This window comes from Streptomyces sp. NPDC102259 (genome assembly GCF_044766465.1).
Classification (GTDB): Bacteria; Actinomycetota; Actinomycetes; order Streptomycetales; family Streptomycetaceae; genus Streptomyces.
The window spans coordinates 129720-149546 of the sequence record NZ_JBIWMA010000002.1; the positions used below are offsets into that span (position 1 = coordinate 129720).

Sequence of the window (19827 nt, forward strand, 5' to 3'; positions counted from 1 at the left end):
AACTGCTTGTTTCCTGTGAGGCACGTGTGCGAAGGTGAGCCTCCCCTTACGGATGGGCCGGATCAGGCCAACGTGCCTGGTCAGACCAAAGGTATGCACCAATCAGGCACCGGCTTTCCCACACCGTGCTTTTCCGTGCCGTTCGTCGGCTTGGAAGGAAATGGTTCCGTGCAATCCCCCAACCCCCCACGCCCGCCGCACCCGCCTCGCCCCGGCTGGATCCCCGGGGATTCCGATCCCCAACTCGCCGCCCGGCTCGCCGGGCGGCCCCCCGGCGACGAAGGTCGCGCCCGCGCGGTCGCCCTGCTGTTCGCCCGTCACTGGCGGGCGGCCCACGACTACGCGACCGTCTGCCTGGCCGGCACCGAGGACACGGCGCGGCTCGTGGCCGCCGCCGCGTTCCACGAGGTGTTCGGCAGGCTCGCGGACGGGCGCACCGGCGGCGCCCTGCGTCCCCAACTCCTCGTCGCCGTACGGGAGACGGTCCGGAAATGGGCCGGCGCCGACGGTGTGGCCGACGTTCTGCCGGAGCTGCGCAAAACCGTCGGCGGTCGCGGACTGCGCGCCGCACGGGCGGGGACCGCCGAAAGGCGTCAACTCGCCGAGCGTTCTTTCCAGTTGCTCCCGGCCGCCTCCCAATGCCTGTTGTGGCACACCGAGGTGGAGGCGGAACCCATATCCGTACCGGCCGGTCTGTCGGGCGTGGACGCCCTCAGTGCGACGGCCGCCCTGGAACAGGCGCGGGAACAATTCCGGGCGGGCTGTGTACGCGCCCACCGAGAACTCGCGCCGACGAGCGAATGCCGCTTCTACAACCGTCTCCTCGACATTCCGCTGCGCCGCGGTGGAACCCTGCTGCCCGATGTCCGGCAGCATCTCGCGCACTGCCGCTTCTGCCGGCACGCCGCCGAACAGCTCAGCCATTTCGACGACGGCCTCGACGTGCTGCTCGCCGAGACCGTGCTGGGCTGGGGCGCCCGCCGCTACCTCGACTCGCGCCCCGGACGCACGGCCACCGCCGACCCGTCGGCCGGGTCCGCGGCGCCCGCGAGGCCCGCCGTCGGGCACCCGCCCGTCGGAGGCGGCCGGCACCGCACCACCTCGGCGGGTCTGCTCGACCTGCCGGGCAGGCGGCCCAAAGCCGTCCTGGTGGGCGTGGGACTGACCTCACTCGCGCTGGTCGCGACCGTCTTCGCGGCCAAGGGCTGGTCCGATGACAACGGTGTCCCCTCGCCCGGGGCCACCTGGGGCGCACCCGTCGGCGGGAACGGCACCCCGGCCACCGGCGCCCGGGGGCTGCCCGGCGGCTCCGACGACCCCTCGCCCTCCGGATCCCCGTCGGCCGCCTCCGCGTCCCGGTCCGCCGAGGTCGCCCACGGCAGGCTGCGCGGCCCGGACACGGAGTTCTGCGTCGACGCCGCTCGCGGCCTGGCCCGGCCCGGTGCGGGCATCGTCCTCGCGGGGTGCTCGCAGGCCGCGTCCCAGCAGTGGTCGTACCAGGACGACGGGCTGCTGCGCAGCGCGGCCGACCCGACGCTCTGCCTGGCCGCGGACCCCGGTCGCCGGACGACCGCCCTGGTCAGCTGCCTGGTGCACGCCGGCGAGACGTTCTTCGACCTGACCGTCCGCGGGGAGCTCCTGCTGCGTCGGGACGACGGCCTGGTCGTCGCGCGTGCCGTCGGCAAGCCGGGTGCGGCCGTGGTCGTCACCGAGCGGAACGGTTCCGGCGGACAGCGGTGGGTGTTCGACACGGCCGGGGAGGCGCCGGGGGCACCGGGTGCGGAGCCGCGCGGGACGGTGGAGCCGCCCGGTACGGGCACACCCGGCCCCCCGGACGCCCCGGCGCCGCGCGGTGACCGGCCCCTCGCCCCGGACACCGCACCGGCGCCCGCCGAAACCGCTCCGGCCGCGCCGGAGTTCGGGACGAGGGTCGCCCAGGTGCAGTGCTGCGATGCGCCGGCCGACCCGGTCGACCCGGCCGGGCCACCGGTCCCCGCCACCCTTCCCGCCACGCTCCCCGCCATGCTTCCGGCGCCCGCCGAGGTGTCCCAGGCGCTGGGCACCGTCGTCACGGAGGTGACCGGGACGCTCGGCCACTGACCCCGGAACCGGAGGGAGGGGCCGCCCGAGGGGAGTGGCCCCTCCCTCCCTCGTCCTTCTTCCTTCGCGCGCTTTTCTCGCGCGGACCCGACCGTCCGGCTACGAGGTGCAGACGTCCCTCAGCTCCGAGGCCGCCTTGTCGATCTCGGCGGAGTCGGGCCGCTCGCCGTCGAGGATGTCCTGGTTGTAGTCCTCGACCGCCTGCTGGAGCTTGTCGACCGCCTTGTCGACCTTGCCGTCGTCGGAGGAGCTGTCGTCCGACCTGTCGTTGATCTTGTCGAGGTTCTTCTCGATGGTGTCGATGGAGTCCTCGGTCCTCGTCGGATCCTCGATGGCGTCGGCTCCGGCCTTGTTGATCGCCGTGATGCTGTCCGTGATGTCGTCGGCGTTCGAGAGGCAGTCGACGGAGTCGTCGAACTCGCAGCCGGTGAGCAGGCCGGCGGTCAGCGCGAGCGCTGCCGCGGCGGTGGCGATGACGGCAGTACGGCGTCCGCGTCGGCGGTTCACGGCCATGGCGGGGTCCCTTCGCAAACGGTGGGGCACGGTGGGTTCTTCCTCCACCACGATCACGTGGCGGGGCCGTCGTCACGAGGGACCGCACCCCCGGATCCGTGGTGTAGCGGGCTACACCACGCGACGGGCCGGGTCCGGCCGCCCGGTAGGCTTCCCGGGAAGGCAAGGCTGCCCAGGGTCGTCAAACGGGAGGAACCCGCGGTGCACGTGCAGGAATGGCTCGACACGGTGCCCGCGGCCGCCGTCTACGCCGTGGTCGCCCTGGTCATCGGACTCGAGAGCCTCGGCATCCCGCTGCCGGGCGAGATCATCCTGGTCTCGGCCGCGTTGCTGTCCTCCCAGCACGGCGGCGTCAACCCCGTCGTGCTCGGCGCGTGCGCCACCGCGGGCGCCGTGATCGGCGACTCCATCGGCTACGCCATCGGCCGCAAGGGCGGCCGCCCGTTGCTCGCCTGGCTCGGCGCGAAGTTCCCCAGGCACTTCAGCGAGGGCCATATCGCCACCGCCGAGCGGTCGTTCGAGAAGTGGGGCATGTGGGCCGTCTTCTTCGGCCGCTTCGTCGCCCTGCTGCGCATCTTCGCCGGCCCGCTCGCGGGCGTGCTGCACATGCCGTACTGGAAGTTCCTCATCGCCAACGTCCTCGGCGGCATCGCCTGGGCGGGCGGCACGACGGCGGTCATCTACTACGTGGGCGTCGTGGCGGAGTCCTGGCTGAAGAAGTTCTCGTACCTGGGCCTGGTGGTGGCGGTGCTGATCGGCCTGACGTCGATGCTGATCATCAAGCGCAAGGCGAAGAAGATGCAGAGCGCTCCGCGAGAGGCCGAAGCGGAGACGGTGTCCGCCGCCGAGTAGCCGGGCCGCCCTACTCGTGCACCTTCCCGTGGGCCTTGGCGAGGTCCGCGTACAGCGTGCCGTTAAGTGTCACACCCTGCCGCTCCTCCTCGCTCAACTCCCGCCTGACCTTGGCCGGTACCCCCGCGACCAGCGATCCCGGCGGGACCTCCATCCCCTGGGGCACGAGCGCCTGTGCGGCGACCAGCGAACCGGCCCCGATCACCGCCCCGTTGAGCACGGTCGCCCCCATCCCGATGAGGCAGTCGTCCCCGACCGTCGCCCCGTGCACCACGGCGTTGTGGCCGACGGACACCCGCTCGCCGATCGTCACCGGGAAACCGGGGTCGGCGTGCAGCGTCACGTTGTCCTGGATGTTGGCGCTCGCCCGGACGGTGATCCGCTCCACGTCGCCCCGCACGACGGCCCCGTACCAGACGCTCGCGCCCGCCTCCAGCGTCACGTCCCCGATCACCGAGGCCGTCGGCGCCACGAACGCCTCGGCGTCGATCTTCGGTTCCCTGCCGCCGATGCCCACGATCAGCGCCTTGTGCGTCATCACCGTCTCCTCGTGTAGGTCGTTCTCCCCGCACCGTACGCCACCCGGTGGGGCGAAGATCACAGGGCCGCGGGCCCATGGCCGCACCGCGCGCTGAGTACGGTGAGCGGGTGCCGAAGCCCTGGAACACGTTCTCATCACAGCGGCGCCGACTGGTGCAGCGCGCCGTCCACGCGGGCTGGGCGTGGGTGCAGCGCACGGGCTCCGTCACCGCCGAGCACCCCGGACGCTTCCGCTTCGGCTCGATCGGCCGGGGCACCCGGCTCGCCTTCCCGCTCGGCACGGTCTTCGGGGAGCCCTGGATCCACCTCGGCGAACACTGCATCGTCGGTGAGCAGGTCACCCTGACCGCGGGTCTGATGCCCGACCTGGATCTCGGCCCGGAGCCGATCCTGCGTCTCGGCGACGGAGTGGTGCTCGGCCGGGGCAGCCATGTCATCGCCGACACCACGGTCACCATCGGCAGCGACTGCTACTTCGGTCCCTATGTGTACGTCACGTCCACGAACCACTCCTACGACGATCCGCACCAGCCCATCGGCAAGCAGTGGCCCCGCATGGAGCCCGTCGAGATCGGCCCGGGGTGCTGGATCGGCACCGGGGCCGTGATCCTGCCGGGTGCGCGGATCGGACGGAACGTCGTCGTCGCGGCCGGCGCGGTGGTGCGCGGCGCGGTGCCCGACCACTCCGTCGTCGCGGGCGCGCCCGCCAAGGTCGTACGGCGCTGGACGCAGGCGGAGGGCTGGCAGCCGCCGTTGCGCACCCCGGCGCCGGTGCCGATCCCGGACGGGGTCACCTCGGACCAGCTGGTCGCGCTGTCGGAACTGGACGAGGAGACGGCGGCCGCCCTGGCACGGCTGGAACCCTAGGTCACCCGGTCGCCAGCAGCAGTGTGCCGACCAGGGCCAGTCCCGCGCCCGCCGCCTGCACGGCGCGCAGCCGCTCCCGCAGGAAGCCGCGCGCGGCGAGCGCGGTCACCACGGGGTAGAGCGAGGCGAGCACGGCGGCGACCGTGACCGGGCCGTGCTGGGCGGCGACGGCGTAGGTGCCGTTCGCGGCGACGTCGGCCAGCCCGACGAAGCCGTACGCCGGCAGCGCGGACAGGGCCAGGCCGCCCTCGGGAAGCGCGGGCGCCCCGCGCCGGACGGCGAAGTACAGTGCCGCGCCGCCGGTGGCCACATTGGTCACGCGCTGCACGAAGAGGGCCAGGAACAGGCCGGTGACGGTCGTGGACGCCTCGGTGATCAGGACGAACACCGTGCCGAAGCCGAGCGCCGCGACCAGCGTGAGCAGGACGGCCTGCCGCTGCACCGGGGCGCCCCTCAGCTGCGGGCCGCCCGCCAGGACGACCCCGATCACCGCGACCGCGATGCCCGTGACCTGGACGAGTCCCGGCCGTTCGCCGAGGACCAGTCCGACGGAGACCGGCACGGCCACGCTGAGGGTGGCGAGCGGGGAGACGACTCCCATGGGACCGAGCGCCAGCGCCTTGTAGAAGGAGAACAGGGCGACCGGGCCGACCAGTCCGGCCGCGACCGCGAACCACAGGCGGGGACCGGCCTCGCTCCAGCCCCCGGTGCCGACCACGATCGCCCCGAGGACGGCGGCCGCGATCGACTGCGAGACCACGACCACGGTGAGCGCCGGGGCCCGGCGCGTCAGCAGTCCGCCGCCGAAGTCGGCCAGGCCCCACAGCAGGCTGGTGGCCAGGGCGAAGAATGCTGTCACGGGTCCCTCGCAGTACAGTTCGGTGCACGATCAGGTGCACCCCACCGTAGTACAGGGAAGTGAATCCTGGCATCCAGAATATTGGACTCCCGAAGTGGACGGAACGTGTCGGACCTCGAACTCCTGACCCAGTCCCTGGCGCGCAACGTCAAGCACTGGCGCGCGGTGCGCGGCTTCACCCTGGACGTGCTCGCCGCCCGGGCCGGTGTCAGCCGCGGGATGCTCATCCAGATCGAGCAGGCCCGCACGAATCCGAGCATCGGCACGGTCGTCAAGATCGGCGACGCGCTCGGCATCAGCGTCACCACCCTCCTCGACTACGAGCGAGGCACGAAGGTCCGTATCGTCCCGGCCGATCAGGCGGTACGGCTGTGGCACACCGACGCCGGCAGCTACAACCGGCTGCTCGCCGGCACGGAGGCGCCCGGGCCGCTGGAGATGTGGGACTGGCGGCTGATGCCGGGGGAGAGCAGCCCTTCCGAACCCCACCCCGTCGGCACCGTCGAGCTCGTCCACGTCACCGCGGGCGAACTCACGCTCACCGTGGACGGCGAGGAGCACCGCGTCCCGACCGGCGCGAGCGCCTCGTTCGAGGCCAACGTCCCGCATGTCTACGGCAACCGGGGCGAGGCGCCGATGGAGATGGTGATGGCCGTCTCGGTGCCGCCCGTGCACTGAGGCGCCGCCCGTGGACTGAGGCGCCGCGTCCGCGGGCGGGCGGCTCTTGTTAGCGTGCGGTCATGCGCGCACCCATCGGACACTTCGACACCGCCACCCCGGCTCCCGACTGCCTCGACGTGCTGGTCGGCCCGGTCGCCGACGCCGTGCGCCACTGGACCGGCAGCGTGCCCGCCGACCAGCTCGTCCACGTCGACACCGACCCGCAGTGGGCCGACACGGCCGTCTTCGTGGAGCACTACGGCCGCGAGCTGCTGGAGCAGTCCGCGAACTGCGTGGTGGTCGCCGGCAAGCGGGGCGGCGAGACGACCCTCGCCGCGTGCGTCGTGCTGTCCACCACCCGGGTCGACGTCAACGGCGTCGTGCGCCGTCGACTCGGCGCCCGCAAGGCCTCGTTCGCGGCCATGGACACGGCCGTGGGGGAGACCGGCATGGAGTACGGAGGCATCACGCCGATCGGACTCCCGGCCGGCTGGCCGGTGTTGGTGGACTCCGCCGTCGTCGACCTGCCGTACGTCCTGGTGGGCAGCGGGCGCCGGCGCGGGAAGCTGCTGGTGCCGGGCAAGGCGTTCGCCGAACTGCCGGGCGCGGTGGTGCTGGAGGGGCTCGGCCTGGCCTGACCTCAGAGCGCCGTGTGATGGGCGAGGGCCAGATGTGGGTCGTCCTCGCCCGGCACCGGCGCCGGATCCGCGTGGACCAGCGCGGCCGTCAGCCGCGGCACGGCGTGCAGCAGGGCGTGTTCGGCCGCCACGGCGATCCCGTGCGCCTGGCGTACCGTCGCCTCGCCGTCCACGACGACCGCCACCTCGGCCCGCAGCCGGTGCCCGATCCAGCGCAGCCGCAACTCGCCGACCTCACACACCCCTTCGACCTCCCGCAGCGCGTGCTCGGCCCGGTCGACCAGCGCCGGGTCGACGGCGTCCATCACCCGGCGGAACACCTCGCGCGCCGCGTCCCGCAGCACCAGCGCGATCGCCGCCGTGATCGCCAACCCCACGACCGGGTCCGCGAGTTGCCACCCCAGTGCCGAGCCGCCCGCGCCCAGCAGCACCGCCAGCGAGGTGAACCCGTCCGTGCGGGCGTGCAGCCCGTCCGCGACCAGTGCGGCCGAGCCGATCGAACGGCCGACCCGGATGCGGTACCGCGCGACCCACTCGTTGCCCGCGAAGCCGGCCAGCGCGGCCACCGCGACCGCGCCGATCTGCTCGACCGGGCGCGGATTCATCAGCCGCTCGACCGCCGTCCACCCCGCGAAGGCCGCCGACGCGGCGATCGTCAGCACGATGGCGATGCCCGCCAGGTCCTCGGCCCGCCCGTAGCCGTAGGTGAAGCGGCGGGTGGCCGCCCGCCGGCCCAGCACGAAGGCGATCCCCAGCGGTACGGCGGTCAGCGCGTCCGCCGCGTTGTGCACCGTGTCGCCGAGCAGCGCCACCGACCCGGACAGCGCGACCACGACCGCCTGCGCGACGGCCGTCGCGCCCAGGACCGCCAACGAGACCCACAGCGCGCGCATGCCCCGGGCCGAGGACTCCAGCGCCGGGTCCAGTTTGTCGGCGCTCTCGTGCGAGTGCGGGGTGAGGAGGTGGGCGACGCGGTGGCGCAGGCCCGGCGAGGCGGAGCGGGAAGAGGGTGAGTGGGGAGAGGAGGAGGGGGAGCGGCGGTGCGGGTGCGGGTGCGGGTGCGGGTGCGGGTGTTCGTGGGCGTGGCCGTGATCGTGCTGGTGCCCGCGGTCGTGCCGGTGTCCGTGCTCGTGGTCGTGCCGCTCGCTCACGTCGGTTCCTTCCGGTGCGCCGAGGTGGACGCGGGTCCGCCCACACCGCCATTATGTGCGTATGAGCGCACGCATGCACCTGTCACCTGCACACCATGCGCATCCGCGCACCCCCGGCGAGGAGCAGTTCGCCCTCGCCGCCGAGCTTCTCGCCCTGCTCGGCGACCGCACCCGGCTCGCCCTGCTGCACGCGCTGACCGCGGGGGAGGCCGACGTGACGACGCTGACGGAAGGCGTCGGAGCGGCCCGGCCGGCGGTCAGCCAGCATCTGGCGAGGCTGCGGCTGGCCGGGCTCGTGAGCACCCGCAAGGTGGGCCGCCGGGTGGTCTACTCGCTCTCCGACGGCCATCTGCGCCGACTCGTGGACGAGGCGCTGAACGTGGCGGACCACCGGCTCGGGGACGAGCCGGTGCACGACTGACTCGACTGACTCAGTAGTGCTCGGCCGTTCCCAGGTACTGCTCCGCGAAGGCGGCGGCGGCGACCGGCGAGGTGAACAGGCGGCGCAGCCGGGCGAACGTCGTGCCCGCGCGGAACGGGTCGCCCGCCGCGGTCCCGTGGTAGACCTCGGACAGCCACTGCGAGAACTCCTGGTAGTCCCACACCCGGCGCAGACACGTCTGCGAGTAGTCGTCCAGGCCGTGGCCGTCACCGCCGTCGAGCCGGTCGACCAGTGCGTCGCCCAGCAGGAACGCGTCGTGCAGGGCGAGGTTCATGCCCTTCGCGGCGATGGGCGCGACGAGGTGGGCCGAGTCCCCGGCCAGAAAGAGCCGCCCGTACGTCATCGGCTCGACCACGTAGTCGTGCAGGTCCAGCACGCGCTTCTCGATCAGCCGCCCCTCGGTGAGCGGCGGGGCCCCCGCGCCCTCGAGGCGCTGGTGCAGCTCGGACCAGACCCGGTCGTGGGACCAGTTCTCCGGGTCGTCGCCGGGCGGGCACTGGACGTAGTACCGGGTCACCTCGGGACTGCGGGCCATGTGCCCGGCGAACCCGTTCGGATGGACGCCGAACAGGACGCAGTCGGAGGACGGCGGCGCCTCGGCGAGCAGCGCCAGCCAGCCTACGCCGTAGTCGTGCCGCGCGATCCGGGCCTGTTCCGGCACCAGCGCGGCCCGGCTGACCCCGCGCGCCCCGTCGGCGCCGACGACGAAGTCACAGGTCAGCACCTGCCGCTCCGCGGTGCCGGGGCAGGTGTACGACACCGAAGGCCGGGCCGTGTCGAGGTCGTGCAGCTCGACGTCGCGCACCGAGAAGCGGGCGTCACCGCCGCGCACGTCGACGTACTCGTGGACGAGGTCCGTCACCAGCAACGGCTGCGGATACACCCAGTGGTGCCGACCCGTCAGCTCGGTGTAGGAGAAGCGGTAGCGCTCGCCGCCGAAGCGGAACTCGCACGCGGAGTGCTGCTCGGCCCGCGCCAACAGGTTCTGCGCCAGGCCCCGTTGCCGCAGCCCGTGGACGGCCCACTCCTCGATCACTCCGGCGCGGGGCCGCCGTTCGATGAACTCACGGCTCTCCGTCTCCAGGACGACGCAGTCGACGGACGCGGCCCGCAGGATGTTGCCGACGGTGAGACCTGCGGGGCCCGCGCCCACGACGACGACCGGAGTGTGGTGGGGGGAAGGGGAGTTGGTGGTCACCCGCACATTATGGGCGGGCCCTCCGGCCGGGCCGGGAGCACACCGGCCGGTCAGCCCAGCCGGGGAATCTCGATCGCCGGGCAACGGTCCATGACCATCTCCAGGCCCGCGGCCCGCGTACGGTCGTAGGCCGCCTCGTCGACGACGCCGAGCTGGAACCACACCGCCTTCGCACCCTTGGCGACCGCCTCGTCCGCGACGGCACCCGCGAGTTCGCCGTTGACGAAGACGTCGACGACGTCCACCTCGAAGGGGATGTCCGCGAGGGAGGCGTACCCCTGCTCCCCGTGCACCGTCTCCGCCTTCGGATGGACGGGCACGACCCGCTTGCCGAAGCGCTGGAGCACCTCGGCGACTCCGTAGGCCGCCCGCCCGCGGTTCGTCGACAGGCCCACGACGGCCCAGGTGTCGCCGAGTCCGGTGAGGATCTTGCGGATCGTTGCCTCGTCGCCGTGCACCGGCGGCCTCCTTGGGATCGGAAAGGAACACTCCCCGGCTACAACAGCTCGCACCGGACCCTGATTCCGGCCCCTGCCTGCGAAGTCGCGCCCGTCCGCCTAGGCTCGCCTCGTGCTGCGCATCATCGACGTCCGAACCGGCGAGCCCGTCGTCGCCGCCCCCGTCCGCCGTGGTCTGACCCGGGTGGAGGCGCATGCCTCGGGGTACGGGGCCGGCTCGCTCCGGGTCCTCCTCTTCGCCGATCTGCTCCTGCGCGCGCTGGAACTCGGCGGTACGCCCGTGTGGGCGCTGCTGTCCGGCGAACGCGATCAGGCGGAACTCCGGGTGGGCGCGACCGCCCTCGGCATGCACCCCTTCGAGGACGGCCGCGGCCTCGGCGCGGGCGCCGGAGTGGGCGAGGCGCAGATCCTGCACGTGGTGGAGGAGGGCGACCCGGCCCCCGACGGGGTGTGCGTCGCCGTCACGCCGGCGGAGGGCGCGGTGCCCCGGGGACGGGGATCGGGCCGGGGCTTCGAGGGAACGGACACCGACGTCGCCGCCCTGCGGTTCGCCCTGCTCTCCCGGCCCCGCACCGAGCCCGTCCGGCTCGACGCCGACCTGCTGGGCGAGGCCCGGGACACCCTCGTACGCTGGCGGCGAGGCGTCGCCGACTGGGCGCGGCAGCCCTCGCGGCCGGTTCCCGACGAGGTGCGCGGACGGCTGCGTACCGCCTGGGAGGACGACCTGGACCTGCCCGAGGTGCTGCGGGTACTGCGGTGGGTGGAGGACGCTGGGCCCGAGCTGCCGTACGGCGCCCGCTTCGAGAGTTTCGCCTACGCCGACCGTCTCCTCGGTCTCGACCTCCTGCGCGAAGTGGGAGCCTCGGCGTGAACGGGCCCGGTGGGACGCCCGCGCGTCGGCTGGCGGTCCTGCGGCACGCCAAGTCGGCCTGGCCGGAGGGCGTCCCCGACCACGAGCGGCCGCTCGCACCGCGCGGCCTGCGGGACGCGCCGGCCGCCGGCCGCGCGCTCGCCGCGGCCGGCCGGGTCCCGGATCTCGCCCTGTGCTCCACCGCCGCCCGCGCCCGCGGGACCTGGGAGCTGGCCGCCGCCGAGTGGGACGCCCCGGCCCCGGTGCGCTTCGACCCGCGGCTCTACGGGGCCGACGTCCCCGGGATCCTGGAGGTCGTCCACGAGACGCCCGCCGAGGTCGGGACGCTGCTGCTGGTCGGGCACAACCCCGGCCTGGAGGAACTGGTCCTCGCCCTGGCCGGGGACGGCCCGGACGACGCCCTGGACCAGGTACGGCTGAAGTTCCCCACGTCGGCGATCGCCGTCCTGTCCTGGCACGGGCCCGGGTGGCGGTCCCTGACCCCGGGCGCGGCCCTGCTGACGTCGCTGACCGTGCCGAGAGGCCGCAAGCCGCAGGACGGTTAGCCGACGTGCACGCGCGGGCGCCGTCCGGGATCGGGCTCCGCGCGGCGCAGCACCTCGCGGGTGACCGGGGCGACCTCGCCCTCACCGAAGACGAGGAACCGGATCAGCTGGCTCACCGGGTTGCCCTCGGTCCAGCTGAAGTACGCGTGCGGCACCCGGCCGGTGCGGTCGCGCAGCTCCAGCAGGACCGCGGCGATGGCGTTGGGCACCGTGGGACCGGCGACGCGCAGCCTGCGGACCCCGTGCTTCTCGTCGCCCCGCACGGCGACGTCCGCGGTGAAGTCGGAGGAGTCCCGCACGAACACCTCCAGGAAGAGCACCGGGCTGCCGCCGGGGATCGGGGTGTGCTCGCGCTGCTCTCCCTCCTTGGCGCGGTACGCGCGCGTGCTGTGTTCGCGCGGCTCGTTCGCGATGAGCTGGAGGGGCCCGTGCCGCGCGGCCTCCTCGACGAACCGGGCCGCCCCCTCGTCGAAGGTGACCTCGGCGGTGCGCAGCTCGAAGGCACGGCGCACCCGTGAGGCGAACGACGTGACCAGGATGGCGAAGATGAAGATCGCCGCGATCCGGATGCCGTCCGGTCGCTCGATGACGTTCGCGACGAGCGTGTAGGCGAACACGGCCGTGATGGCGCCGAAGCCGAGCGTGGCCCGGACGGCGCCCCGCCGGTGCACGGCCACGGTGGACGCGAACGCCGCCGACAGCATCAGCACCAACACTCCGGTCGCGTAGGCGCCGCTCTGGGCGTCGACGTTCGCGTTGAACCACAGGGTGATGCAGACGGCGGCCGCCATGAACACCAGCACCAGGGGACGCACCGCGCGCGTCCATTCGGGCGCCATGCCGTAGCGCGGCAGATAGCGCGGGACGAGGTTCAGCAGACCGGCCAGCGCGGAGGCGCCCGCGAACCACAGGATCGCGATCGTGGAGACGTCGTAGACCGTGCCGAAGGCCTCGCCCAGATGCTCGTGCGCGAGGTAGGACAGCGCCCGTCCGTTCGCCGGGCCGCCGCTGTCGAAGTCGTCCTGCGGGATGAGAATCGTCGTCGCCAGACTGGACAGCAGCAGGAAGCAGCTCATGATCAGCGCGGCCGTGGTGAGCAGCTTGCGGGTGTCCCGCACCCGCCCCCTCGGCTCCTCGTAGGTGTCCGTCGGATCCCCCTTGACCTGCGGCATCACCGCCACTCCGGTCTCGAAGCCGGACATGCCCAGCGCCAGCTTCGGGAAGACCAGCACGGCCACGCCGATCATGGCCCACGGCGAGGAGTGCTCGGCGGTCATGGCGTCGGTCCAGTCGCCGATCCGTACAGGGTGGGTGAGGATCTCCCGGGCGGAGGCGCCGAGCACCACGGCATTGAGCGCGAGATAGGACGCCACCATCGGCACCGCGATGCCGATCGCCTCCCGGAAACCCTTGAGGAACACCGCGCCCAGCGCGCCGACCAGCAGCAGCGTGATCCACTCGTTGCCGTCGGCCATCCAGTGCGGGGCGAACGGGTTCTCCACGACGTGCGCGGCGGCGTCCGCGGACGACAGGGTGATCGTGATCATGAAGTCGGTGGCCGCGAATCCCAGCAGCACCAGCACGAGGATCTTCCCCGACCACCACGGCAGCAGTCGCTCCAGCATGGCGATCGAGCCCTCGCCGTGCGGGCTCTCGTGCGCCACCCGGCGGTACACCGGCAGGGCGCCGAGCAGCGTCAGCGCGATCAGCACGAGCGTCGCGAGCGGGGACAGCAGACCGGCCGCCAGGGCGGCGATCCCCGGCTGGTAGCCGAGCGTGGAGAAGTAGTCGACACCGGTCAGGCACATCACCCGCCACCAGCGGTGGCCCTGCTGCTCCGGCTGCGGGGCGGCGTGCGGGCCCGGATGGCGGGCGGTCTGCTCGCTGAGCCCCTCCAGGAGCCAGGCCCGCCACCGGGAGGACGGCGGACCCGCGCTGCTCTCCTTCACCGGGGTGCCGGTCATGCTGCGCGCTCCCTGCTCGGTCGGGCCATGCTCCACGGTCACCGCCGTCGGTCACCCCGCACATCGTCGCCCGCCCCTCCGCCGACGGCGACTCAGCGATCACCGCATAGGCTGGCCGGATGCAGGACGCGTACCGCACGGTCGCCCGGGCGGGCGTGCACGAGACCGAGGTCAACCGCTCCCGCTTCCTGTGCGCCCTCGCCCCGGCGGCCACCGAGCAGGAGGCCCAGGAGTTCGTCGCGTCCGTCCGCAAGGAGCACGCCGACGCCACCCACAACTGCTGGGCGTACGTCATCGGCGCCGACGCGTCCGTCCAGAGGGCGAGCGACGACGGTGAACCCGGCGGCACCGCGGGCGTCCCGATGCTCCAGATGCTGCTGCGCCGCGACATGCGGTACGTCGTCGCCGTCGTCACCCGCTACTACGGCGGGGTCAAGCTGGGCGCGGGCGGCCTCATCCGGGCTTACGGCGGGGCGGTCGGCGAAGCCCTCGACGCTCTCGGCACGCTCACCCGCCGCCGCTTCCGGCTGGCCACGGTGACCGTGGACCACCAGCGCGCCGGCAAGGTCCAGAACGACCTGCACTCGACGGGGCGCGCGGTACGGGACGTCCGCTACGGCGAGGAGGTCACCATCGAGATCGGGCTGCCGGACGCAGACGTGGAAGCCTTCCGCGCCTGGCTCGCGGACGCGACGGCGGGGACGGCGGGGTTCGAGCTGGGCGGGGAGGCCTACGGGGATGCCTGACGCGTCGGCCGATGACCCGGTGATTCGTCACATGCCCGGCGAACGCATGGGCGAGATGTCCGCAACGCCCCTTTATGCCGGTCGGTATGACGGTGCGATACGGGAGTAACCGCCCGTGATGTCAGACCCGGCCGTTAGTCTCGGGGATCATGAGGCTCCTGCACACTTCCGACTGGCATCTCGGCCGGGCGTTCCACCGGGTGAACATGCTCGGCGCCCAGGCCGAGTTCATCGGTCACCTCGTCACGACCGTGCGTGAGCGCGAGGTCGACGCGGTGGTCGTGTCGGGAGACGTGTACGACCGCGCGGTGCCCCCGCTCGCCGCGGTCGAACTGTTCGACGACGCGCTGCACCGGCTCGCCGCCCTCGGAGTGCCCACGGTGATGATCTCCGGGAACCACGACTCGGCCCGCCGGCTCGGGGTCGGAGCCGGGCTGATCGGGCGGGCCGGTATCCATCTGCGCACCGACCCGGCCGCCGCCGGGACGCCCGTGGTACTCGCCGACGCCCATGGGGACGTGGCGTTCTACGGCCTGCCCTATCTCGAACCCGCCCTGGTGAAGGACGAGTTCGGCGTGGAGAAGGCCGGCCACGAGACCGTGCTGGCCGCCGCGATGGACCGGGTCCGCGCCGACCTCGCGGCACGCGCGGGCGGGACGCGTTCCGTCGTCCTCGCCCATGCCTTCGTCACCGGCGGCGAGCCCAGCGACAGCGAGCGGGACATCACCGTCGGCGGGGTCGCCTCGGTACCCGCCGGGGTCTTCGACGGCGTCGACTACACCGCACTGGGACACCTGCACGGCTGCCAGACCATCACCGCGCGCGTGCGCTACTCCGGCTCCCCGCTGCCGTACTCCTTCTCGGAGAGCGAGCACCGCAAGACCATGTGGCTCGTCGACCTCGGCGCCGACGGGGAGGTCGAGGCCGAGCGGATCGACTGCCCGGTGCCGCGCGCGCTGGCCCGGGTCCGCGGCCCCCTCGAGGAGCTGCTCGCCGACCCCGACCTCACCCGCCACGAGGAGGCGTGGGTCGAGGCGACGCTCACCGACCCCACCCGCCCGGCCGACCCCATGGCCCGGCTCACCCAGCGCTTCCCGCACACGCTCAGCCTCGCCTTCGCCCCGGAGCGCGCACCCGACGACCCCGACGTGTCGTACGCCCGGCGTCTCGCCGACCGCAGCGACCAGGAGATCGCCGAGGACTTCGTGGCCCATGTCCGCGGGGCCGGCCCCGACGCCCGCGAGCAGGGCGTGCTGCGGGACGCCTTCGACGCGGTGCGCGCGGACGACGCGGTACGGGAGGTGGCGCGGTGAGGCTGCACCGGCTCGACCTGACGGCCTTCGGCCCCTTCGGCGACTCTCAGAGCGTCGACTTCGACGAACTCTCCGCCGCCGGAATCTTCCTGCTGCACGGACCGACGGGCGCCGGCAAGACCTCCGTCCTGGACGCCGTCTGCTACGCGCTGTACGGCTCCGTGCCCGGCGCCCGGCAGAGCGGCCAGGGCCTGACCCTGCGCAGCGACCACGCGGCCCCCGGCACCCGCACCGAGGTCACCCTCGAACTCACCGTCGCGGGACGCCGCCTCGAGGTCACCCGGCAGCCGCCCTGGGAGCGGCCCAAGAAGGGCAAGCGTCCCGGGACCACCGTCGACAAGGCGCAGAGCCGGCTGCGCGAGCACGACGCGGTCGCCGGCGCCTGGAAGGACCTCAGCCGCTCCCACCAGGAGATCGGCGAGGAGATCACCCAGCTGCTCGGCATGAGCCGCGAGCAGTTCTGCCAGGTCGTGCTGCTGCCCCAGGGCGACTTCGCCCGTTTCCTGCGGGCCGACGCCGAGGCGCGCGGCCGGCTCCTGGGCCGCCTCTTCGACACCCGGCGGTTCGCCGAGGTCGAGAAGCGACTCGTCGAGCGTCGTCGCGCCACCGAGGCACGGGTGCGGGAGGGCGACTCCGCCCTGCTCGCCGACGCGCACCGGATGCAGCAGGTCGCCGGGGACGCCATGGAGCTGCCCGAGTTCGCCCCGGGGGATCCGGGGCTCGCCGAGGCGGTGCTGGCCGCGGCCGCCGTCGCTCGCAGCACCTCCCGTGAGCTGCTGACGACCGCCCACTGCGGCCGCCTGGCCGCCGAGTCCGCACAGGCCGCCGCCGAGCGCGCTCTGGAGGAGGTACGCGAACGGGCCCGGCTCCAGCGGCGGTTCGCCGACGCGCGCGAGCGGGCCGCCGTACTGGAGGAGCGGGCCGGGGAGCATCGGGACGCACAGGCGCGGATGGAGCGGGCGCGCAAGGCGGAGTCGGTGGCGCCGGCGCTGGAGCTGCGCGAGGCCGCCGACGCCGAGCACACCCGGGCGTCCGCCCGGGCGGCACGCGCGCGTGACCTGCTTCCGCGACGGTTCGCGGACGCCGGAGCCGCCGGGCTCGCCGCCGCCGCACGCCGGACCGCCGAGGAACTGGGCGGGCTGGAGTCGGCCCGCCGGGGCGAGCGGCGGCTGGCCGGTCTCGTGGCCGAGCGGGCAGACCTGGACCGGCGGGAGCGCGACGACGAGGACGTCCTGACGGAGACCGAGGCCTGGCTCGCGGACTGGGAGGCCGTCCGCGCGGGACTCCGGGCCCGCATCGAGGCCGCCCAGGAGGCCGCCGCCCGCGCCGAACAGCTCGACGGCCGGCGCGAGCCCATGCAGCGGCGCCTGAAGGCGGCCCGGCTGCGTGACGAGCTGGCCCGTGACCTGGAGGCCGCCCAGCGCAAGGCGCTCGCCTCCGGGGAGCAGGCGCTGACGGCCCGCGCGCAGTGGCTCGACCTCAGGGAACAGCGCCTGAACGGCATCGCCGCCGAACTGGCCGCCACCCTCGTCGACGGGACGCCGTGCGCCGTCTGCGGCGCCACCGAGCACCCCGCGCCCGCCCGCAGGGACGCGGGGCACGTCGACCGCGAGGCCGAGGAGCGGGCGCTCACCGCCTCCCGGCGCGCGGAGGAACGGCACGCCCAGGACGAACGCGAGCTCGGCCTCGTACGAGAGACGCTCGCGGCCGCCACCGCCGAGGCGGGCGACACCCCCACGGACCGGCTCGCCGCCGAGGCCCAGGAGGGCGAGGAGGGCTATGCGCGGGCGCGCCGGGAGGCCTCCGCGCTGCACCCCGCCCGTGAGGAGCTGCGCCAGGCCGAGCAGGAGCACGAGCGCCGCACGGCGGCGCAGCGCGAGGCAGCGGTGCGGACCGCGTCCCGGGTGGGCCACCGGGAGCGCCTGGAGCGCGAACGGGCCGCCCTGGAGGAGGAATTGACGCAGGCCCGGGGATCCGCGGAGAGCGTCGCCGCGCGGGCCGCCGAACTGGAGGGACTGGCGGCACGGCTCACCGACGCGGCCGACGCCGCCCGCGTCGCCGAGGGGAGCGCCGAGCGTCTCAAGGCAGCCGACGGGCGTCTCGACGAAGCCGCGTTCAGGGCCGGCTTCGACACCCCGCGGGCCGCCGCCGACGCCCTCCTCGACGACACCGCCCACCGTGAGCTGCAACGGCGGCTGGACGCCCGGCAGTCCGAGGAGGCCGCCGTACGGTCCGTCCTCGCCGAAGCCGACACCGTGGCGGCCGCCCGGCAGCGGCCCGCCGACCTCGCGGCCGCGGAACAGTCGGCGGCCGCCGCGGCCGAGCGGCTGCGCACGGCCGCCTCCGCCCAGGACGCCGCCGCCCGCCGCTGCGCCGAACTCGACCAGCTCTCCGCGCGCGCGAGCGACGGCGTACGGCGGCTCGGGCCGCTGCGCGAGGAGTACGACCGGGTGGCCCGCCTGGCCGGTCTCACCGCCGGCACCTCCGCCGACAACGAGCGCAAGATGCGCCTGGAGGCGTACGTCCTGGCCGCCCGCCTCGAACAGGTGGCCGCCGCCGCGACCGTCCGACTGCAGCGCATGTCCTCGGGGCGCTACACCCTGGTCCACTCCGACGACCGGGCCGGGCGCGGCCGCAGCGGGCTCGGACTGCACGTCGTCGACGCCTGGACCGGGCGTGAGCGGGACACGGCCACGCTGTCGGGCGGCGAGACGTTCTTCGCCTCGCTCGCCCTCGCCCTCGGCCTCGCCGACGTGGTGACCGACGAGGCGGGCGGGGTCCGCCTGGACACCCTCTTCATCGACGAGGGATTCGGCAGCCTCGACGACCAGACGCTCGACGAGGTCCTCGACGTCCTCGACTCACTGCGCGAACGCGACCGCAGCGTGGGCATCGTCAGCCATGTGGCCGACCTGCGGCGGCGGATCCACGCCCAGCTGGAGGTCGTCAAGGGGAGATCGGGGTCGCTGGTGCGGCAGCGGGGCTACCGGCCCAGCGGGCGCCTGGGGAGCGGCGACGAGTAGACGACGCTGGTCGTCACCGAGCCCAGCGCGCCGATCTTGCCCGACACCTCTTCGAGGTGCCGCATCGAACGGGCGGTGACCTTGATGACGAAGCAGTCGTCGCCCGTCACATGGTGCGCCTCGAGGATCTCGGGCGTGACGGCCACCAGATCGTGGAACGGCTTGTAGTTGCCGTTGGGGTACCGCAGCCGCACGAAAGCCAGGATCGGCAGCCCCAGCCGCTCGGGGTCCACCACGGCCGCGTACCCCTGGATCACGCCCGCCTCCTCCAGTCGGCGCACCCGCTCGGTGACGGCGCTCGGCGACATCGCCACGGCACGCGCCAGGTCGGCGAAACTGGCCCGGCCCTCGCGCTGGAGGACCTCGAGAATGCGCCAGTCGGTGGCGTCCGGGGAATACACGGTCATGAGCGAGAGATAGCAGGGGAATCCCCGGCGAGGCAAGGTTCAGACCGGGGAACGTCTCTTCAGGCAGAGGGTTCACCGGTCGTAGATTTCTGCTCACCGAAAGCACACCGACGGCAGTGACCAGCCGGAACCCCACGGGAGGGCCCCCGCGATGACCCCCACGACCCCGCTCACCGCCGGGACCGGCACGGCCGCCGCGGCCACGGCCAACCCTGTTCTGCGCGTGGCCCCCGCGGCCCCGGCCGAGGCCGCGGCCCACTTCCGGGCGAGCCTCGCCTTCCACGCCGACGTCTCCGACGTGGCTGCCGCCCTGGCTGCCGGCGGCGACCCCGGCTTCGTCGTCCTGGACTCCCGCTCCACCGAGTCCTGGGACCAGGGGCACATCCCGGGCGCCGTCCACCTGCCCACCGCGCTCATCGCCGAGCAGGCCGCGCGGGTCCTCGACCGGGACGTGCCGGTCGTCACGTACTGCTGGGGGCCCGGCTGCAACGGCGCCACCCGCGCGGCCCTCGCGCTCGCCGAACTCGGCTACCGGGTCAAGGAGATGCTCGGCGGCTTCGAGTACTGGGTCCGGGAGGGCTTCGCGTACGAGACCTGGGAGGGCGGCGAGCGACGCGCCGCCGATCCGCTCACCGCGCCCGTCGACGCGGAGAACTGCGGCTGCTGACCGCCCGTTCGGG

General features: G+C 73.7%; 20 protein-coding genes. 12 read left to right on the forward strand and 8 right to left on the reverse strand.

Translation table 11 applies throughout. The annotated features are described in order from the left end of the window. Positions 1-168 precede the first annotated feature (168 nt). Positions 169-2100, forward strand: a complete 1932-nt coding sequence (locus ACIRPU_RS05180; protein ID WP_403861916.1) for an RICIN domain-containing protein — start codon at positions 169-171, stop codon at positions 2098-2100. Positions 2101-2199: 99 nt separating this feature from the next. On the opposite strand, the gene ACIRPU_RS05185 is transcribed toward ACIRPU_RS05180, so the two are convergent. Further along, complete coding sequence (locus tag ACIRPU_RS05185; RefSeq protein ID WP_403861919.1) at positions 2200-2613, reverse strand: hypothetical protein; 414 nt, start codon at positions 2611-2613, stop codon at positions 2200-2202. 201 nt (positions 2614-2814) lie between these two features. Between ACIRPU_RS05185 and ACIRPU_RS05190 the strand changes: the two genes are divergently transcribed. Beyond that, positions 2815-3465, forward strand: coding sequence for a DedA family protein (locus ACIRPU_RS05190; protein ID WP_403861922.1), 651 nt, complete (start codon positions 2815-2817; stop codon positions 3463-3465). A gap of 10 nt (positions 3466-3475) precedes the next feature. Here ACIRPU_RS05190 and ACIRPU_RS05195 read toward each other — a convergent pair whose 3' ends face one another. Then, positions 3476-4003, reverse strand: a complete 528-nt coding sequence (locus ACIRPU_RS05195) for a gamma carbonic anhydrase family protein (protein WP_307162071.1) — start codon at positions 4001-4003, stop codon at positions 3476-3478. 77 nt (positions 4004-4080) lie between these two features. Between ACIRPU_RS05195 and ACIRPU_RS05200 the strand changes: the two genes are divergently transcribed. Then, a complete protein-coding gene (locus ACIRPU_RS05200) occupies positions 4081-4872 on the forward strand; it encodes an acyltransferase (protein ID WP_403861926.1) in 792 nt (263 codons plus the stop codon). Position 4873: 1 nt separating this feature from the next. Here the strand turns inward: ACIRPU_RS05200 and ACIRPU_RS05205 are convergent, their stop codons facing one another. Beyond that, positions 4874-5731, reverse strand: coding sequence for a DMT family transporter (locus tag ACIRPU_RS05205; protein ID WP_403861929.1), 858 nt, complete (start codon positions 5729-5731; stop codon positions 4874-4876). Positions 5732-5836: 105 nt separating this feature from the next. Between ACIRPU_RS05205 and ACIRPU_RS05210 the strand changes: the two genes are divergently transcribed. Together ACIRPU_RS05210 and ACIRPU_RS05215 are read left to right on the forward strand one after the other, a co-directional pair. Further along, positions 5837-6409, forward strand: coding sequence for an XRE family transcriptional regulator (locus tag ACIRPU_RS05210; RefSeq protein ID WP_355704634.1), 573 nt, complete (start codon positions 5837-5839; stop codon positions 6407-6409). A 62-nt stretch (positions 6410-6471) separates the two neighbouring features. Next, entirely contained in the window at positions 6472-7029 is a 558-nt protein-coding gene (locus tag ACIRPU_RS05215) for a YbaK/EbsC family protein (RefSeq protein WP_403861934.1), read from the forward strand. Positions 7030-7031: 2 nt separating this feature from the next. Here ACIRPU_RS05215 and ACIRPU_RS05220 read toward each other — a convergent pair whose 3' ends face one another. Continuing rightward, a complete protein-coding gene (locus ACIRPU_RS05220; RefSeq protein ID WP_403861937.1) occupies positions 7032-8180 on the reverse strand; it encodes a cation diffusion facilitator family transporter in 1149 nt (382 codons plus the stop codon). Positions 8181-8241: 61 nt separating this feature from the next. Between ACIRPU_RS05220 and ACIRPU_RS05225 the strand changes: the two genes are divergently transcribed. Continuing rightward, a complete protein-coding gene (locus ACIRPU_RS05225) occupies positions 8242-8601 on the forward strand; it encodes an ArsR/SmtB family transcription factor (RefSeq protein ID WP_403861940.1) in 360 nt (119 codons plus the stop codon). Between the two features lie 10 nt (positions 8602-8611). Here ACIRPU_RS05225 and ACIRPU_RS05230 read toward each other — a convergent pair whose 3' ends face one another. After that, positions 8612-9820, reverse strand: coding sequence for a 4-hydroxybenzoate 3-monooxygenase (locus ACIRPU_RS05230; protein ID WP_403861943.1), 1209 nt, complete (start codon positions 9818-9820; stop codon positions 8612-8614). Positions 9821-9870: 50 nt separating this feature from the next. Then, positions 9871-10278, reverse strand: coding sequence for a CoA-binding protein (locus ACIRPU_RS05235; RefSeq protein ID WP_171395940.1), 408 nt, complete (start codon positions 10276-10278; stop codon positions 9871-9873). Between the two features lie 112 nt (positions 10279-10390). Here ACIRPU_RS05235 and ACIRPU_RS05240 point away from each other — a divergent pair, with 112 nt between their 5' ends. Next, the gene (locus tag ACIRPU_RS05240) at positions 10391-11149 is read left to right on the forward strand and encodes a hypothetical protein (RefSeq protein WP_403861946.1); all 759 of its coding nucleotides are present in this window, start codon (positions 10391-10393) and stop codon (positions 11147-11149) included. Beyond that, positions 11146-11694, forward strand: a complete 549-nt coding sequence (locus ACIRPU_RS05245) for a SixA phosphatase family protein (protein WP_403861949.1) — start codon at positions 11146-11148, stop codon at positions 11692-11694. The genes ACIRPU_RS05240 and ACIRPU_RS05245 overlap by 4 nt, the downstream gene beginning before the upstream one ends. Here the strand turns inward: ACIRPU_RS05245 and ACIRPU_RS05250 are convergent. Further along, positions 11691-13658, reverse strand: a complete 1968-nt coding sequence (locus ACIRPU_RS05250; protein ID WP_403861952.1) for an amino acid transporter — start codon at positions 13656-13658, stop codon at positions 11691-11693. The two genes, ACIRPU_RS05245 and ACIRPU_RS05250, sit on opposite strands and share 4 nt — an antisense overlap. A 119-nt stretch (positions 13659-13777) precedes the next feature. On the opposite strand from ACIRPU_RS05250, the gene ACIRPU_RS05255 reads away from it, so the two are divergent. The 3 genes from ACIRPU_RS05255 to ACIRPU_RS05265 all read left to right on the forward strand — a co-directional run bounded on the left by ACIRPU_RS05255 (position 13778) and on the right by ACIRPU_RS05265 (position 18740). Then, the gene (locus ACIRPU_RS05255) at positions 13778-14404 is read left to right on the forward strand and encodes a YigZ family protein (protein WP_403861955.1); all 627 of its coding nucleotides are present in this window, start codon (positions 13778-13780) and stop codon (positions 14402-14404) included. 149 nt (positions 14405-14553) lie between these two features. After that, positions 14554-15717, forward strand: coding sequence for an exonuclease SbcCD subunit D (locus ACIRPU_RS05260; RefSeq protein ID WP_403861958.1), 1164 nt, complete (start codon positions 14554-14556; stop codon positions 15715-15717). Continuing rightward, positions 15714-18740: an AAA family ATPase gene (locus ACIRPU_RS05265; RefSeq protein WP_403861961.1), complete on the forward strand. Its 3027-nt coding sequence runs from the start codon at positions 15714-15716 to the stop codon at positions 18738-18740. Before ACIRPU_RS05260 ends, ACIRPU_RS05265 begins: the two co-directional genes overlap by 4 nt. Here ACIRPU_RS05265 and ACIRPU_RS05270 read toward each other — a convergent pair. Then, on the reverse strand, positions 18701-19147 hold the full coding sequence (locus tag ACIRPU_RS05270) for an Lrp/AsnC family transcriptional regulator (protein WP_256906336.1): 447 nt from the start codon (positions 19145-19147) through the stop codon (positions 18701-18703). The genes ACIRPU_RS05265 and ACIRPU_RS05270 overlap by 40 nt on opposite strands. Positions 19148-19298: 151 nt before the next feature. Between ACIRPU_RS05270 and ACIRPU_RS05275 the strand changes: the two genes are divergently transcribed. Continuing rightward, entirely contained in the window at positions 19299-19814 is a 516-nt protein-coding gene (locus tag ACIRPU_RS05275) for a rhodanese-like domain-containing protein (RefSeq protein ID WP_403861964.1), read from the forward strand. Positions 19815-19827 lie beyond the last annotated feature (13 nt).